This window comes from Bradyrhizobium sp. USDA 223 (assembly GCF_044909005.1).
GTDB lineage: Bacteria > Pseudomonadota > Alphaproteobacteria > Rhizobiales > Xanthobacteraceae > Bradyrhizobium > Bradyrhizobium yuanmingense.
On the sequence record NZ_JBIYDR010000001.1, the window covers coordinates 3,042,428 to 3,058,803 of the forward strand.

At 65.6% G+C, this 16,376-nt stretch carries 14 protein-coding genes; 5 read left to right on the top strand and 9 right to left on the bottom strand.

Going from position 1 to position 16,376, the window contains the following annotated elements; genetic code table 11:
- The first annotated feature begins 200 nt into the window (after window positions 1–200).
- The 5 genes from radA to ABIA40_RS14150 all read left to right on the top strand — a co-directional run bounded on the left by radA (window position 201) and on the right by ABIA40_RS14150 (window position 6,376).
- Window positions 201–1,646, top strand: coding sequence for a DNA repair protein RadA (gene radA, locus ABIA40_RS14130; protein ID WP_271547065.1), 1,446 nt, complete (start codon window positions 201–203; stop codon window positions 1,644–1,646).
- A 167-nt stretch (window positions 1,647–1,813) separates the two neighbouring features.
- Complete coding sequence (locus tag ABIA40_RS14135; protein ID WP_036000794.1) at window positions 1,814–2,443, top strand: CvpA family protein; 630 nt, start codon at window positions 1,814–1,816, stop codon at window positions 2,441–2,443.
- Window positions 2,444–2,472: 29 nt separating this feature from the next.
- Window positions 2,473–3,996 (top strand): amidophosphoribosyltransferase, encoded by a 1,524-nt coding sequence (gene purF, locus ABIA40_RS14140; RefSeq protein ID WP_157284560.1) that lies wholly within the window; start codon window positions 2,473–2,475, stop codon window positions 3,994–3,996.
- Between the two features lie 139 nt (window positions 3,997–4,135).
- Window positions 4,136–4,876 carry an SDR family NAD(P)-dependent oxidoreductase gene (locus tag ABIA40_RS14145; protein ID WP_271547071.1) on the top strand — a complete coding sequence of 247 codons (741 nt, stop codon included), beginning with the start codon at window positions 4,136–4,138 and terminating at the stop codon, window positions 4,874–4,876.
- 276 nt (window positions 4,877–5,152) lie between these two features.
- Complete coding sequence (locus tag ABIA40_RS14150; protein ID WP_157284558.1) at window positions 5,153–6,376, top strand: ABC transporter substrate-binding protein; 1,224 nt, start codon at window positions 5,153–5,155, stop codon at window positions 6,374–6,376.
- A 139-nt stretch (window positions 6,377–6,515) separates the two neighbouring features.
- Here the strand turns inward: ABIA40_RS14150 and ABIA40_RS14155 are convergent, their stop codons facing one another.
- The 9 genes from ABIA40_RS14155 to ABIA40_RS14195 all read right to left on the bottom strand — a co-directional run bounded on the left by ABIA40_RS14155 (window position 6,516) and on the right by ABIA40_RS14195 (window position 16,292).
- The gene (locus ABIA40_RS14155; RefSeq protein ID WP_404541613.1) at window positions 6,516–7,772 is read right to left on the bottom strand and encodes a TCR/Tet family MFS transporter; all 1,257 of its coding nucleotides are present in this window, start codon (window positions 7,770–7,772) and stop codon (window positions 6,516–6,518) included.
- A complete protein-coding gene (gene der, locus ABIA40_RS14160; protein WP_271547075.1) occupies window positions 7,769–9,151 on the bottom strand; it encodes a ribosome biogenesis GTPase Der in 1,383 nt (460 codons plus the stop codon). Before der ends, ABIA40_RS14155 begins: the two co-directional genes overlap by 4 nt.
- Window positions 9,152–9,254: 103 nt before the next feature.
- On the bottom strand, window positions 9,255–9,818 hold the full coding sequence (locus tag ABIA40_RS14165; protein WP_271547077.1) for a hypothetical protein: 564 nt from the start codon (window positions 9,816–9,818) through the stop codon (window positions 9,255–9,257).
- Window positions 9,819–9,849: 31 nt separating this feature from the next.
- Entirely contained in the window at window positions 9,850–10,503 is a 654-nt protein-coding gene (locus tag ABIA40_RS14170) for a tetratricopeptide repeat protein (protein WP_271547079.1), read from the bottom strand.
- 165 nt (window positions 10,504–10,668) lie between these two features.
- Complete coding sequence (locus tag ABIA40_RS14175; protein ID WP_271547081.1) at window positions 10,669–12,261, bottom strand: class I adenylate-forming enzyme family protein; 1,593 nt, start codon at window positions 12,259–12,261, stop codon at window positions 10,669–10,671.
- 73 nt (window positions 12,262–12,334) lie between these two features.
- Window positions 12,335–12,919, bottom strand: a complete 585-nt coding sequence (locus tag ABIA40_RS14180; RefSeq protein WP_271547083.1) for an NnrU family protein — start codon at window positions 12,917–12,919, stop codon at window positions 12,335–12,337.
- A gap of 70 nt (window positions 12,920–12,989) precedes the next feature.
- Entirely contained in the window at window positions 12,990–13,568 is a 579-nt protein-coding gene (locus ABIA40_RS14185; RefSeq protein ID WP_271547085.1) for a hypothetical protein, read from the bottom strand.
- Window positions 13,569–13,644: 76 nt separating this feature from the next.
- Entirely contained in the window at window positions 13,645–14,622 is a 978-nt protein-coding gene (locus ABIA40_RS14190; protein ID WP_271547087.1) for an ABC transporter substrate-binding protein, read from the bottom strand.
- A 47-nt stretch (window positions 14,623–14,669) separates the two neighbouring features.
- Window positions 14,670–16,292, bottom strand: coding sequence for a peptide chain release factor 3 (locus tag ABIA40_RS14195; protein WP_036022662.1), 1,623 nt, complete (start codon window positions 16,290–16,292; stop codon window positions 14,670–14,672).
- Between the last annotated feature and the right edge of the window lie 84 nt (window positions 16,293–16,376).

A 16,376-nucleotide genomic window follows, 5' to 3' on the forward strand; every position in this document is an offset into this window, starting at 1 on the left:
ATCTCGTCAATTTTGCCGCCCCCATTGGTTCCGAGATTGGACCCACGTCCGCTAAGAATTGGCAAAATCGCACCGGGCACAGCGGCGCAGGGCTAACGAAAGGTATATCTCCCGTGCCGAATTGAGATATTCGAAGCGCCGGCGATCGCCGGCCAATCCGTGCTATCAGCACATCTGAAACCCGCGACTCGCGCTCCCCCATGGCCAAATCCACACTTTCCTTCGTCTGCCAGAACTGCGGCGCGGCCTATAACCGCTGGCAGGGCAAGTGCGAGTCCTGCGGCGAGTGGAATACGCTGGCGGAAGAAGACACCAGCGGCAGCGTGCCGGTGTCGATCCGCTCCAAGCGCAAGGGAAGAACCTTCGCGCTGGAGAGTCTCGCCGGCAAGAGCCCGGACGCGCCGCGCCTGTCCTCGGGGATGACCGAGCTCGACCGCGTTACCGGCGGCGGCTTCGTGCGCGGCTCGGTGCTGCTGGTCGGCGGCGATCCCGGCATCGGCAAGTCGACGCTGCTGACGCAGGCGACCAGCCTGCTCGCGCGCGCCGGCCACCGCGTCGTCTACATCTCCGGCGAAGAGGCGGTCGCCCAGGTGCGCCTGCGCGCCGAGCGGCTCGGGCTGTCGGACGCGCCGGTCCAGCTCGCGGCCGAAACCTCGGTCGAGGACATCGTCTCGACGCTGTCGGAGGGCGCGGTGCCTCGGCTGATCGTGATCGACTCGATCCAGACCATGTGGACCGACACGGTGGAATCGGCGCCCGGCACGGTAACGCAGGTGCGCGCCTCGGCGCAGGCGCTGATCCGCTTCGCCAAGAAGACCGGGGCCGCCATCATCCTGGTCGGCCACGTCACCAAGGACGGCCAGATCGCCGGCCCCCGCGTGGTCGAGCATATGGTCGACGCGGTGATGTCGTTCGAGGGCGAAGGCTCGCAGCAATTCCGCATCCTGCGCGCCGTGAAGAACCGCTTCGGGCCGACCGACGAGATCGGCGTGTTCGAGATGACGGGCCTCGGCCTGCGCGAGGTCACCAACCCCTCCGAGCTGTTCCTGTCGGAGCGCGATCTCGGCACGCCCGGCACTGCGGTCTTTGCCGGCATCGAGGGCACGAGGCCCGTGCTGGTCGAATTGCAGGCACTGGTAGCCCCGACCTCGCTCGGCACCCCGCGCCGGGCCGTGGTCGGCTGGGATCCGAGCCGGCTCTCGATGGTGCTGGCGGTGCTGGAGGCCCATTGCGGGGTCAAGCTGTCCGGCCACGACGTCTATCTGAACGTTGCCGGCGGCCTGCGCATCCACGAGCCGGCGGCGGACCTCGCCGCCGCCGCAGCCTTGGTGTCATCGCTGGTTAATGCGCAGTTACCCACCGATGCCGTCTATTTCGGCGAAATCTCGTTGTCGGGCGTGGTGCGGCCGGTGGCGCAGACCCCGGCCCGGCTCAAGGAGGCGGCAAAACTCGGCTTCCAGCGCGCCGTGCTGCCCGAATCGGCGCGCGGCGATGCCGGCGGCGACGCCGGGCTCTCCCTGAACGCGGTGAACAGCCTGACGACATTGGTGGCCGAGATCGCAGCGCGGGGCTCCCGTCGGGGCGAATCCAGTGCACAGCCAGAGAAAAATGCCACACCGGCCAGATTCCGCCGTGGAGAGGGTTAGGTGGAGGTGACGCCGGAGGCCTCCGCCGCTATACAGCCGTCACAAAAGCAGCATGGGATTGCGTGGTTGCGGCCTTGCCGGGAACGCCGTCTGCCCTTCTTTTAGGGCAGCGGCCAAGCACCGATTCGCTAGAGCACCTTTGAAGTACGAGCGGACCAGACCAGCCGATGCCAGTAACCATCCTCGACCTGATCCTGCTCGGTGTGATGCTGATCTCGGGCCTGCTCGCGATGGTTCGCGGCTTCATGCGCGAAATCCTGTCGATCGCGGCCTGGGGCGCCGCGGCGATCGTGACGCTGTATTCGTTCTCGAAGCTGCTGCCGACCGCCAAGACCTATTTCAACAACGACACGGTCGCGAGCGTCGTCGTGGTGGCCGGCGTGTTCATCGGCACCCTGGTCGTGGTCTCCGTCATCACGGTCCGGATTTCCGACATGATCCTGGATTCGCGGATCGGCGCGCTGGATCGGACCCTCGGCTTCCTGTTTGGGCTGGCTCGCGGGCTTTTGATCGTCGTGGTCGCGTTCCTGTTCTTCACCTGGCTGGTGCCGGACAAGCAGCGTCCTGATTGGGTCAGCGGGGCCAAGTCCCGCGTGGTGCTGCAGGGAACCGGCGATTGGCTGATGGCCCTCTTGCCTGACGACCCCGAGAACACCATCTTGAAGAGATTCAAGAAAAACAAACCAGATGATGATCAAGCTGAATCCGAGCAGCAGCCTTCGGGCAGTGGCGACGGGTACAGTAAGTCGGCTCGTGACGGCATGAAAAAGCTGATCGAGAAACCTGCGGCGCGTTGATAGAGCCCCAAAAGAGAGGCGAGAACGAGATGCGACACCCTGACCAGGACGCCCTGCTTGATCTCGATCCAAACGCCGGTCCAGGCCCGGCGGCGCTTGAGCTTCAGGACGATCTGGAAGGCGATACGCTTCGCGAGGAATGCGGCGTCTTCGGCATCTACGGCCACCCTGATGCGGCCGCCATCACTGCGCTCGGTCTTCACGCGCTCCAGCACCGCGGCCAGGAGGCCGCCGGCATCGTCTCCTACGACGGCAGCCGCTTCCACTCCGAACGCCGCCTCGGCCTCGTCGGCGACACCTTCTCCCGCCGCGAGGTGATCGACCGCCTGCCCGGCAGTGTGGCGGTTGGCCATGTCCGCTACGCCACGACCGGCGCCACCATCCTGCGCAACGTGCAGCCGCTGTTCGCCGAGCTCAATGCCGGCGGTCTCGCGGTCGCTCACAACGGCAACCTCTCCAACGGCCTGACGTTGCGCCGCGAGCTCGTCAAGAACGGCGCCATGATGCAATCGACCTCCGACACCGAGGTGATCCTGCACCTGGTGGCTCGCTCCAAGCGCGTCCGCTTCATCGAGCGCTACATCGACGCGCTGCGCGAGATCGAGGGCGCCTATGCGCTGGTTTCGCTGACCAACAAGAAGCTGGTCGGCGCGCGCGATCCGCGCGGCATCCGCCCGCTGGTGCTCGGCGAGCTCGACGGCTGTCCGATCCTGACTTCCGAGACCTGCGCGCTTGACATCATCGGCGCCCGCTTCGTGCGCGACATCGAGCCCGGCGAAGTCATCGTGTTCGACGAGAACGGCCAGGACATCCACAAGCCGTTCCCGCCGATGGCGCCGCGCCCCTGCATCTTCGAATACATCTACTTCTCGCGGCCGGATTCCATCGTGCACGGCCGCTCGGTCTACGAGGTGCGCAAGAATTTCGGCGCGCAGCTAGCGCGCGAGAGCCACGTGCCGGTCGACGTCGTGGTGCCGGTGCCGGATTCCGGCGTGCCCGCCGCGGTCGGCTACAGCCAGTATTCCGGAGTGCCGTTCGAGCTCGGCATCATCCGTAACCATTATGTCGGCCGCACCTTCATCCAGCCGACGCAGGCGATCCGCGAATCCGGCGTGCGCATGAAGCACTCGGCCAACCGCGCCGCGATCGAAGGCAAGCGCATCATCCTGATCGACGACTCCCTGGTGCGAGGCACCACCTCCAAGAAGATCGTGCGCATGATGCGCGATGCCGGTGCCAAGGAAGTGCACTTCCGCCTCGCTTCGCCCCCGATCCTCTATCCCGATTATTACGGCATCGACCTGCCCGACCGTGGCGGCCTGCTGGCGGCGACGCATTCGCTGGAGGAGATGCGCGAGCTCATCGGCGCCGACTCGCTCGCCTTCCTGTCGATCGACGGCATGTACCGCGCCATGGGCGAGCCAGGCCGAGACCCCGCCAATCCGAAGTTTGCGGATCACTGCTTCACCGGCGTCTATCCGACCCACCTCACCGACCAGACCCAGACCGAGCCGCAGCCGCGGCAATTGTCGCTGCTGGCCGAGGCGAGCTGACCAAGGATCGTCCCCGGGGGCTCATCCGAGACTTCTTTTCGTCATGGCCGGGCTTGTCCCGGCCATCTTCGTCTGTAATACCCGCCGCAAAGAACGTGGATGCTTGGGACGAGCCCGGGCATGACGGAAGTATTCGACGATGACCAAACCTCTCGCCAACCGTATCGCTCTCGTCACCGGCGCCTCGCGCGGCATCGGCTATGCCACCGCAATCGCGCTGGCCAAGGCCGGCGCGCATATCGTGGCGACGGCGCGTACGCAAGGAGGGCTGGAAGAGCTCGACGACGAGATCCGCAAAGACGGCGGCAGCGCCACCCTGGTGCCGCTCAACCTCACCGATTCCGACGGCATCGCGCGTCTCGGCGCCGGCCTGTACGAGCGCTACGGCAAGCTCGACATCCTGGTCGGCAATGCCGGCGTGCTCGGCCCCTCCTCGCCGATCGGCCATATTGAGCTGAAGACCTTCAACGAGGTGATGGCGGTGAACGTCTCCGCGAACTTCCAGCTGATCCGCTGCATGGAACCGCTGCTCAGGCAATCCGATGCCGGCCGCGCCGTGTTCATCACCTCGGGTGCCGCCAACAAGGCCACCGCTTACGTCAGCCCCTACGCCGCGTCCAAGGCCGCACTGGAGACGCTGGCGCGTGCCTGGGCGCAGGAAACCGCGAACACCAAGCTGCGCGTCAATCTGTTCAATCCGGGCCCGGTGCGCACCCGCATGCGCGCCACCCTGATGCCCGGCGAGGATCCGGCGACGCTCGACACGCCCGAGCAGGTCGCAGAATTCATCGTGCCGCTGTGCACGCCCGACTGGACCGAGACCGGCAAATTCTACGATTACAAGACCCGCGCCCTGATGAGCTTCCGCGCGCCGGCCTGATTGCCCTCCGACGCCTTGGACGTCATGCCGGCGGTAATGACCGTACCGCCGAGCTCGATACCGGAAAGCGCATTTAGAAATTCAAGCCGACATCGAACACACTGAAAATAGCGTCTCAACGCATTTTGCCCAAAAGTTAACCGATGGATGACGCTACGACGCAGCGTCATCCGGCTTTAGGTGCATTGCCGTCGGCCATGGGACACGGTAGAGCGTCAATTGGAACAAGGCTCCCGAAGAGAGCCGTCCGCATATTTGACAATGGAGGAAGCCTTTATGACGATGCCCGCACGCCGCGCCGCGGCTCTTCTGGCCTGTGCCGCTTTCGGCTTTGCCACATCCGCATTCGCGCAAGACAAGACCATCAAGATCGGCGTGCTCAACGACATGTCGAGCCTCTATGCCGACATCGGCGGCCCGAACTCGGTGGCGGCCGTGAAGATGGCGGTCGAGGATTCCGGCCTGAAGGCCAAGGGCTGGACCATCGAGGTGCTCTCCGGCGATCACCAGAACAAGCCCGATATCGGCGTCAACATCGCCCGGCAATGGATCGATTCCGACAAGGTCGACGCCATCGCCGACACGCCGAGCTCCGGCGTCGCGCTCGCGGTCAGCAACCTCGTCAAGGAAAAGAACGCGGTGCTGCTCAATTCGGGCGCCGCGACCGCCGACCTCACCGGCAAGGCCTGCACGCCCAACACCGTGTCCTTCACCTACGACACCTACATGCTCGCCAACGGCACCGGCAAGGCGCTGACCAAGGCGGGCGGCGACAGCTGGTTCTTCCTCACCGCGGATTATGCCTTCGGCCATGCGCTGGAGCGTGACACCGGCGCGGTCGTCACCGCGACCGGCGGCAAGGTGCTCGGCGGCGTCAAGCACCCGCTCAACACGGCGGACTTCTCCTCGTTCCTGCTGCAGGCGCAGTCCTCCAAGGCCAAGATCATCGGCCTTGCCAATGCGGGCGGCGACACCACCAACGCGATCAAGCAGGCCGCCGAGTTCGGCATCGTCCAGGGCGGCCAGAAGCTCGCCGCGCTGCTGCTGTTCATCAACGACGTGCACTCGCTCGGCCTGAAGACCGCGCAGGGCCTGACCTTCACCGAGTCGTTCTACTGGGACCTCAACGACCAGACCCGCGAATGGTCGAAGCGTTTCCAGAAGGTCTCGCCCAAGGGCTCGATGCCCTCGATGACGGTTGCGGGCCTCTATGCCGAGATCCTGCATTACCTGAAGGCGATGGAAGCGCTCGGCAGCAATCCGCGTGACGGCGCCAAGGTCGTCGCCAAGATGAAGGAGCTGCCGACCGACGATCCGCTGTTCGGCAAGGGCCCGCTGCGCCAGGACGGACGCCGCCTCATCCCCGCCTATCTGTTCGAGGTGAAGAAGCCCGAGGAGTCGAAGGGACCGTGGGATTATTACAAGCTGGTCGCCACCATCGCGCCGGAAGATGCGGCCAAGCCGCTCAAGGACAGCGACTGCCCGCTGGTGAAGAAGTAGGATCGTAGGGTGGGTTAGCATGCGGCTGCGCAAAGCGCAGTCCGCTGGCGTAACCCACCTCTTCCGCCTCCGCGGAAATGAAAGAGGTGGGTTACGCCTCGCGGTTTGCGCTTCGCGCGAACCGCGAGGCTAACCCACCCTACGAGACTGTCCTGGTCGCACCCAGCGACCGCACCGCGATCGCCACGCACACCACCATCAGCACCGCGGCGAGCAGGAACGGTGCGCCGGGCAGATGCAGCGGCGCGCTGGCGCCGATGAAATAGGAAAATGTCAGCGTGAACAGGAACGGGCCGACGAGCTGCGACACGCTCTGCACGCTCGCGGTCGCGCCCTGCAGCTGGCCCTGCTGATCCGGCGCGACGAGCCGCGTCATCAGCGCCTGCGAGGCGGCACCGGAGATGCCCCACAGAGCCAGAATGGGAATCCCGAGCCAGGATAGCGGTCCGGTCGGCGCGGCGCCGAGGACCACGAAGCCGACCGCGCCACAGCAGAGGCCGAGCAGGAGCGCGTTGCGCTCGCCAAGCGCGCGCACGATGGGGCCGATCGCAAAGCCCTGCACCACCATGGCGCAGATGCCGACCATGGCGAGCGTCAGGCCCACCGTCTTGGCATCCCAGCCGTAGCGATAGGTCGCGTAGAGCACAAAGGTCGAGGGGAGCACGACGTGCGCGACCTGCGCGATGAAATTGACGATCGACAACGCGGCCAGCACCGCGTTGGAGCGCAGCAGATGCAGCGCGCCGAGCGGATTGGCGCTGCGCCAGCGCAGCGCCGCGCGCTTGTCGGGCGCAAGCGACTCCGGCAGCACGAACAGGCCATAGAGCGCGTTGGCGAAGCTCAGGGCCGCCGCGGCCCAGAACGGCAGGCGCGGATCGATATCGCCGAGCAGGCCGCCGAGCGCCGGCCCCAAGATGAAGCCGGCGCCGAAGGCCGCACCGATCCGGCCGAAGACCGCCGCACGCCGTTCCGGCGGCGTGATGTCGGCGATATAGGCGAAGGCGGTCGAGATGCTCGCCGAGGTGATGCCGGAGATCACGCGGCCGATGAACAGCCACGCAAGCGACGGCGCCAGCGCCATCAAGAAGTAATCGGCCGCGAGCCCGAAATTCGACAGCAGCACCACTGGCCGCCGTCCGAAACGGTCGGACAGCGCGCCAAGCACCGGCGAGAACACGAACTGCATCAAGGCCCAGGCGGTGCCGAACAGGCCGAAGATGCGCGCGGCATGAGCGGTGTCGTTGTCGACGAAGCTCTCGATCAGCTTCGGCAGGACCGGCATGATCACGCCGAGCGCGACCATGTCGAGCAGGATGGTGACGAAGATGAAGGCGACCGCGCCGCGCGGGGCCGGCGCTGCGTGCTGCACCACCGCCCCGCCGGCGCCGTCGCTCACGACGGCCGCTTGCGCTTGTGCGCGAACGGATTGGCCTTCTCGCGCAGCGTGATGCGCACGGGCGTGCCCGGCAGCTCGAAGGTCTCGCGCATGGAATTGGTGAGATAGCGCAAGTAGGATTGCGGCACGGCGTCCGCGCGCGAGCAGAACAGCACGAAGCTCGGCGGGCGCGCCTTGGTCTGGGTGATGTAGTTCAGCTTCAGCCTGCGGCCGGAGACCGCCGGCGGCGGGTTGGCCTGAATCGCCTGCTCGAACCAGCGATTGAGCGCTGCCGTCGGCACGCGCCTGTTCCAGATCGCATAGGCGTCCTGGATCGCCTGCATCAGGCGATCGATGCCCTCGCCCATCAGGCCCGAGACAGCGACGATGGGCACACCCTTGAGCTGCGGCAGCCAATGATCGGCATCGCGGCGCAGGCCCGAGATCGCGCCGCCGCCCTTGGTCTCCATCAGATCCCATTTGTTGACGGCGAGCACGACCGCCCGTCCCTCGCGCTCGATCAGGTCGGCAATGCGCAGGTCCTGCTCCTCGAAGCGGTTCTGCGAATCCATCATCAGCACGACCACTTCGGCAAAGCGCACCGCGCGCAGTGCGTCCGCAACCGAGAGCTTTTCCAGCTTCTCCTCGATGCGCGAGCGCCGGCGGAGGCCCGCGGTGTCGAACACACGGAAATCGCGGCCCTTCCAGTTGATCTCGACCGCGATGGCATCGCGCGTGGTGCCGGCCTCCGGGCTCGTCAGCAGGCGCTCCTCGCCGAGCAGATGGTTGATCAGCGTCGACTTGCCGGCATTGGGCCGGCCGACGATCGCGACCCGGATCGGGCGCGTCGCGGCCTCTTCCTCCGAGATCGGCGCGTCGTCCTCATCGTCGTCTTCCTCGACGGGTTCGGGCATTAGCCTCGCGAGCGAGTCGTAAAGCTCGCCCATGCCCTCGCCATGCTCGGCCGAGATCTGGATGGGATCGCCGAGGCCGAGCGCAAACGCCTCCATCGCGCCGGCATCGCCGTGCTTGCCCTCGCTCTTGTTGGCGATGAGCAGTACCGGCTTGTCGGCCTTGCGGGCGAAATCGGCGAAGGCGCGGTCGGTCGGCGTGAGGCCGATGCGGGCGTCGATGACGAAGAACAGCGCATCGGCCTGCGCGATCGCGGTCTCGGTCTGCTCCTGCATGCGCGCGGTCAGCGAGCCCTTGGCGCCCTCGTCGAGGCCGGCGGTATCGATGATGGTGAAGTGGAGATCGCCGAGCCTGGCCTCGCCTTCGCGGCGGTCGCGGGTGACGCCCGGCAGATCATCGACCAGCGCGAGCTTCTGCCCAACCAGGCGGTTGAACAGCGTCGACTTGCCGACATTGGGCCGGCCGATGATGGCGATCGTGAAGGACATCGGTCATTCGTGCGCTGCCGGGGCTGCGCCTGTCAATGCAACGGGAAATATTGTTTGAGCATGATCTTTTCGGAAACCGCTTCACACGCTTCCGGATCATGCTCTAGCGGGAGAAGCTGCCGCTCGGCAGCGGTGCCGGGAAGGCGCTCTGCGATTGCTGCTGGGGGGGCTTGGTCGGCTGCGCCTGCTGGGTTGGCTGCGCCTGCTGGGCCGGCTGATCCGGCGGCGGCGCGGTGGTGCGCCTGCGGACGATCTTGTGCTTGGGCGGCGGAGCGGACGTCGCGGGCGCTGCCTCCGGCTGCGCCTCGCCATCGACCTCACCGGCGGGTGCTTCGGCCGGCGCGGCGGCCGTGGCGGGCTGCCTGGTCTGCTTTGCCTTGGCCCCCTTCGCCGGCTTGGCCGGCTCGGGCTCGGCAGGCAATGCCGCGACGGCAGGTGCGTTTGGATCGGGCTGCTGCTGCTGTGCGCCTTTGTACAGGTCCCTCGGCACGCCCTGCTCGAGCCCCGGCACGCCCTCGGGGAAGACCGGCTTGCGGTCGCCCGGCAGCTTCTTCTTGGTGTCGAGGAAGTCGAGCAGATCGCTCGGATCGAAGCTGGAGCAGCCGCCCAGGACGCCGGTGAAGGCGATCAGGACGGCGGCTGCGATCAAGCGTGGCGTGCGGCGCATCTTGGTGTCTCGTTACGTCAGAGAACCGTCGTCAGCTTTTGGCGACGGGTGGCAACAAAGCCTGAAGCGCCTCGGCGCGAGAACGCAGGCCGGGCGGTGTTTCGCCGTCTCCGTCAATCGCCTCGAGCCATTTGCGGGCTCCAGTCATGTCGTTGTTACGCCAGGCCGACAGCGCCAGCATCTCGCGGGCGGTGTGGCGGAAGGTCGATTTCGGCGCGGCGGAAGCTTCCAGCCGCTGCTGGATGTCGGCATAGCCGGCGCTGTCGAGCAGGAGCCCCGCGGCGCGGATCTTGGCCAGATCCTGCCACTCGCCGCCAATGCTGCGGTCGGCGGCGATGTCGTCATACATCTTCGCGGCCGCCTTGGGATCGCGGCTCGCGGCCTCGGCCGCAGCACGCAGCCGCGCCAGGGTGCGATAGCCGGACGGCGCCTTGGCGGCGAGCTCGGTGAAGGCCTTCTCGGCGTCCTCATGCTTGCCCTGCTCGGACAGCTCGGCGGCCTTCTCGAAAGCGGCGCCCGCCTCGGCGGCCTTCTGGGCCTCCAGGTACCTATAACCCTGCCAGCCACCTGCGCCGGCGACGATCAGCACCATCAACGCGATGAAGTAGATCGAATACTTGTCCCACAGCTTCTTGAACTGTTCGCGACGTACTTCCTCGTTTACTTCGTCAAATAATTCAGACACTTATGCCAATCCCATGCCCGTCCGGGTGCGCGCGCCAAAGCGTTCGCGTCAGGAATCCCGTCCCCGTGTGGCGGCGAGGTAGCCTAACGATATGGCGGTGGCAAGGCAAAGCGAGCCCGATCAAGGCGTTAACCACCCGGGACATCCCGGATGCCCCTGCCCGGCTCAAGCTCCCAGCAGCTCCCGCAGCTGGCGCTTCAGCACCTTGCCGTTGGCGTTGCGCGGCAACGGGTCTGCCGTGATCGCCATGGTTTCGGGAACCTTGTAGTCGGACAGGCGCTCGGCGCACCAGGCGCGCAGGTCCGTATCGGTCACCGGCTGTCGCGTCACCACCACGGCGTGGACGCGCTCGCCCAGCACCGGGCAGGCCCTGGCGATGATCGCGCTCTCGACCACGGCGGGATGGCCGGCCAGCACGGATTCGACCTCGGCCGAATAGATCTTCAGGCCGCCGCGATTGATCATGTCCTTCTGCCGGTCGAACACGCGAACGAATCCTTCCGCATCAATCGAGCCGAGGTCGCCGGAGTGCCAGAACCCACCCGTGAAGCTTTCGGCGGTGGCCTTCGGATTATTCCAGTAGCCCTTGATGACGGAGGCGCTCTGGATCCAGAGCTCGCCGATCTCCCAGGGAGGCAGCTCGCGCCCGTCCGGGCCCATCACGGCGATGCGCGCGCCGGGGCACGGCAGGCCGACGCTGTCGATATGGCGCTCCGTCAGCTCGCCCGGCATGATGGTCGAGGGCGAGGTCGTTTCGGTCGCGCCGTAGCAGTTCATCAGCTTCAGGCCGGGAATCTTCGCCTTGAGCTTCTCGATGGTGGCGACCGGCATCGGCGCGCCGCCGAAGCCGCCGATGCGCCAGCTCGAGAGATCATAGCCGTCGAAATCGGGCTGGAGCAGGCAGAGATTGTACATCGCCGGCACCATCACCGTGTAGGTGACGCGCTCGCGCGCGGCGAGCTTAAGGTAATCGGCGGCCTTGAACTCCGGCATGATGATCAGCGCGCCGCCGCAGCGGATCATGGTGGTGATGTTGGCGACGACGCCCGTGACATGGCCGAGCGGCACCGCTGCGATCGAGCGATCGGTTTGCGTCAATTGCAGGCAGGACACGAACACCATCGAGGAATGGACGATGTTGCAATGGGCCAGCATCGCGCCCTTCGGCTTGCCCGTGGTGCCGGAGGTGTAGAGGATCATCGCGGTGTCCTCTTCGCTCACCTCGATCGGCGCCGATGCCGGCGGGTTGTCGGCGAGCACTGCGAAACGCGACAGAGCCGGATCATCGGCGACTGCGATGCGGTGGATCACGTCGGGCACATCATGCGCATCGGGCAGCCGCTCGGCGAGCGCGGCTTCGTGGATCAGGATCTTGGCACCGCAATCCGCGAGCACATAGGCGATCTCCGGCTTCTGCTGGCGCGTGCTGAGCAGCACGGTGACGAGCCCTTCATGCGCGGCGGCAAACAGCAGCAGCGGAAATTCGATGCGATTGCCGAGCAGGATGGCAACGCGATCGCCGCGCTGCAATCCCAGCTTGCGAAATCCGGCAGCGATCCGCGCGGCTTGCTCCATTGTTTGCCGCCAGCTCAGGCGGACATTGCCGCAAATCAACGCTTCGCCATCGGCATTGCGGCCGCATGCCTCCGCGATCATCGCCCAGAGGCTCGAAGGCCGATCAAGAAATGCCGGCACAACCCGATCGCCAAACCGCGCCTCGAGCCGCATCGGCGGGATCTGAGCTCGCGACCAGTCCATGGGGATGCCCTCGGCTTGTTGCTCTTGTTATCTTCCCCGCATGGACATGCGGGTTTCGTCTTGTGCTGACCGGCTAGACCCCGATCACGGGCACGCCGATCACCACCGGATGGAACGCGAAGGCCAGGGCCAGATAGGCGACCACGCCGACCGCGACGGCGATCAGATCGTTGGTCGGGCCGCCGACCGGAATCGGCGGGGCACCGGCGTCGGTGCGAGCTTTCAGCGAGATGCGGTCATAGACCGCCCAGGCAAGGAACGAGCCGAACAGGATGATGGAGCCGAGATCGCCATTGGCAAGCAGATGCGCCGCCGCCCACAGCTTGATGCCGGCCAACATCGGATGCTTCAACGTCGCATAGATGCGGCCACGCATGTAGGACGCCACCACGAGGATGACTGCAGGCAGCATCAGGGCGAGCGTGATGTGCTTCATCGCCTTCGGCGGATACCAGACGTCGATCCAGCCGGAGCTGCGGTAGTGGGCATAGCCCCAGATGATCAGCGCCAGCCCCGCGAGCGAAACCGCCGAATAGAGGAGCTTGTAGGTCCCCTCGCCCAGCCTCGCGATCGCCTGCGCGCGCGCCTTTCGTTTGGTTGTGAAAATATGGGATGCAAAAAACAGCACCAGCCCCAGGATCATGACCAGCAGACCCACGACATCCTCCCCACAAAGCAGCCCCCATCACTGAGGTATCATCGATTGGCCGATGGTCGCAACTCGCGCGCTATTTGCCGGGCTCCCGATTGTCGACATAACGGATTGCGATGGGTCGACCGGCCAACGCCCCGCCGAGACCGCTGGTAAACTTCAACGGCAGACAGGCCTTCAGCGATGCATTGATGGCGTTCAGATAGGTCGTCCGGGTGTCCGCCGGCACACCCGCAGTCGCGTATGTGAGGCGCGGCGGACCGATCAGACTGCCGTTCTTGTTGAAGCTGAAACGCACCGACATCTGCATGCCCGCGCGCGCTTGGTCCGATGGCGGCGACCAGCAGCTGCGCAGCGCGGCGAAGAGGTCGCCGATCGTGTCGAGATCGTGATCGGGCTTCTGGTATTTGGCGCGGTCGGCCTCGGCAGGCACGCTCTCGATCGTGAGCTGGAGGTTTTGGCCGTAAGGGTAGTCGATCTCGGGAATGCAGGGGCCGGGCTCGAGCGGGCTGCAATAGGACGGCGTGCAGGGCTCGCCGTCGAGCACGCTGCAAGGTTCGTGCGCGAACGGAATCGGATTGATCTGGCGTCGCTGCGCGTCGACGGCGATCGAGGTCATTGCCAGCAAGGCAAGAACAAGAATGCAGCGCCACATGTACCGGGACCGCAATGGCATTTGCAACAGGTGGCGACGGCTATAAAAGCTTCAAGGCTGGCCGCGATGGTTCGCTTCACTCGACAATCTGATCCGCTTGCGCCACCAGCGTGGGCGGTAAATTCAGTCCCAACGCATTGGCTGTCTTGAGATTGAGCAGGAACTGGAATTCATTCGGTTGTTGGACTGGCAAGTCTGCGGGACGGGTTCCTCTCAAGACGCGGTCGACATAATCCGCCGAGCGACCGACGAGCTGCGTAATCGAGACTCCGTAAGACATCAGCCCGCCGTCCGTGACGAAGGACGGGAACGGATACATCGCCGGCAGACGATGCGCGGCCGCCAAGTTCAGAATCAATTGCCGATGAACGAGTGGAAATGCGTCGGGAAAGATCAGCAGCCCGCCGTCTGGCTGCTCTGCAAAGCGGGAGATCGCCTGTTCGAGCTCGGCGGCGTTGTGCGCCGGCGCCGGAACGAGCTGGAGCTGGACTGCCGGAATGGCCGCTTCCACGGACGGCATCAAGATCATGGGCGCCGTGCGCGGATTGAAGACTGCGGCAACCCGTCGTATCGCCGGGGCCGCCTGCTTGAGCAATTGCAGCCACTTGCCGGCCATTTCAGGCTCGAAAGTCGTGAAGCCCGTAATATTTCCGCCCGGCTTGCCCAGGCTTTGAACGAAACCGGCACCCACCGGATCGGCAACGACGGTGAAGATGATCGGCAAGATCGGCGCGCGTCGCCTCAGGGCTTCCACGGACGGAGTGCCGATTGCCAGAAGCACATCCGGCCCCCACTTCACGAGCTCCGCCGCCTGGGCATCGGCGACATTCGGATCGCCGGCCCACCAGCGATACTCGATATGGATGTTGCGCTCCTGTTCCCAACCGAGCTCGCCCAGACGCTGTCTCAGTTTCTGGTAGCCGGCCTGGCTCTCCGGATCGCTCGCTCTGCCTCCCGCCAACACACCGATCCGCCGCACATTCCCCTGCGCGGATGTGCTCAGCGGATAGGCCGCCGCGCCTGCAGCGAGCATGATGAATTCGCGCCGCCTCATGACCGTCGACCTCGCTGTCCTGCTTCACGGAAAAGGTCTGGGAAAGATTACCCCTTCTTCTTGACATCCTTGACGTTGCTGAACTCGATGCCCTCGGCGCGCTCCCTGGTGTAGCCGAGGTAGAACTCGTTCCGGGCGAGATAGACGGGATCGCCATCGACATCGTCGGCAATGCTCGAATTATTGGCGGCGATGAAGCTGTCGAGTTTTTTGCGGTCCTCCGAGGAGACCCAGCGCGCCAGCTGGAACTCGCTGACCTCGAACTCGACCGGCAGCGAATATTCCGCCTCGAGCCGCGCCTTGAGCACGTCGAGCTGCAGCGCGCCGACCACGCCGACCAGCGCCGGGGCGCCGTCGCGGGGGCGGAACACCTGCACCACGCCCTCTTCCGACATCTGCTGCAGGGCTTCCTTCAGCTTCTTCGCCTTCATCGCGTCGGTGAGACGGACACGGCGGACGATTTCCGGCGCGAAGCTCGGCACGCCGACGAAGTTGAAATCCTCGCCCTCCGTCAGCGTATCGCCGATGCGCAGCGTGCCGTGGTTGGGAATGCCGACGACGTCGCCGGCGAAGGCTTCGTCCGCGACCGAGCGGTCCTGCGCGAAGAAGAATTGCGGGCTCGACAGCGGCATGCTCTTGCCGGTGCGCACGAGCTTCGCCTTCATGCCGCGGCTGAGCTTGCCCGAGCACAGGCGCGCAAACGCGATGCGGTCGCGGTGGTTGGGATCCATGTTGGCCTGGATCTTGAACACGAAGGCGCTCATCCTGGGATCGGTGGCCTCGACCTTGCGCTGGTCGCTGTCCTGCGCGCGCGGCTCGGGCGCGAACTTGCCGAGGCCCTCCAGGAGGTCTCCGACGCCGAAATTACGCAGCGCGCTGCCGAAATAGACCGGCGTCAGGTGGCCTTCGCGGAATGCGTCGAGCTCGAACGGCTTCGACGCCTCGGTGACGAGCTCGAGCTCGTCCTTCACGGCGGAGACGTCGAGATTGGCGTTGAGCTTGGCGAGCTCTTCGATCTCGATCTCGAGCGCCGCGCCGGTCTTGGCGCCGCCGCCTTCGAGCAGGCGCACGCCGCCATTGACGACGTCATAGGTGCCGAGGAAGTCGCGGCCGCGGCCGACCGGCCAGGTCATCGGCGTGGTGTCGAGCGCAAGCGTCTTCTCGATTTCGTCGAGCAGCTCGAACACGTCGCGGCTCTCGCGGTCCATCTTGTTGATGAAGGTGATGATCGGAATGTCGCGCAGACGGCACACCTCGAACAGCTTTCGGGTGCGCGCCTCGATGCCCTTGGCCGCGTCGATCACCATCACGGCGGAATCGACCGCCGTCAGCGTACGATAGGTATCTTCCGAAAAGTCCTCGTGGCCCGGCGTGTCCAAGAGGTTGAAGACGAGGCCCTCGAACTCGAAGGTCATCACCGAGGTCACCACCGAGATGCCGCGCTCACGCTCGATCTTCATCCAGTCAGAACGGGTGTTGCGCCGCTCGCCCTTGGCCTTGACCTGGCCGGCGAGGTTGATGGCGCCGCCGAACAGCAGCAGCTTTTCGGTCAGCGTGGTCTTGCCGGCGTCGGGGTGAGAGATGATCGCAAAGGTCCGCCGCCTCGCCACCTCGGCGGCAAGCGGGGAACGGGCCGGCGATTCGGCTGTGGTGGCGGCGATGTCGGACATGGCGGGAGCGTGTGGCAGGGAAAACGGGCCTGATCAAGCCTCATTTGGTGATTGCGAAGGTTTCCGGCCAGCCCCATATCCCCC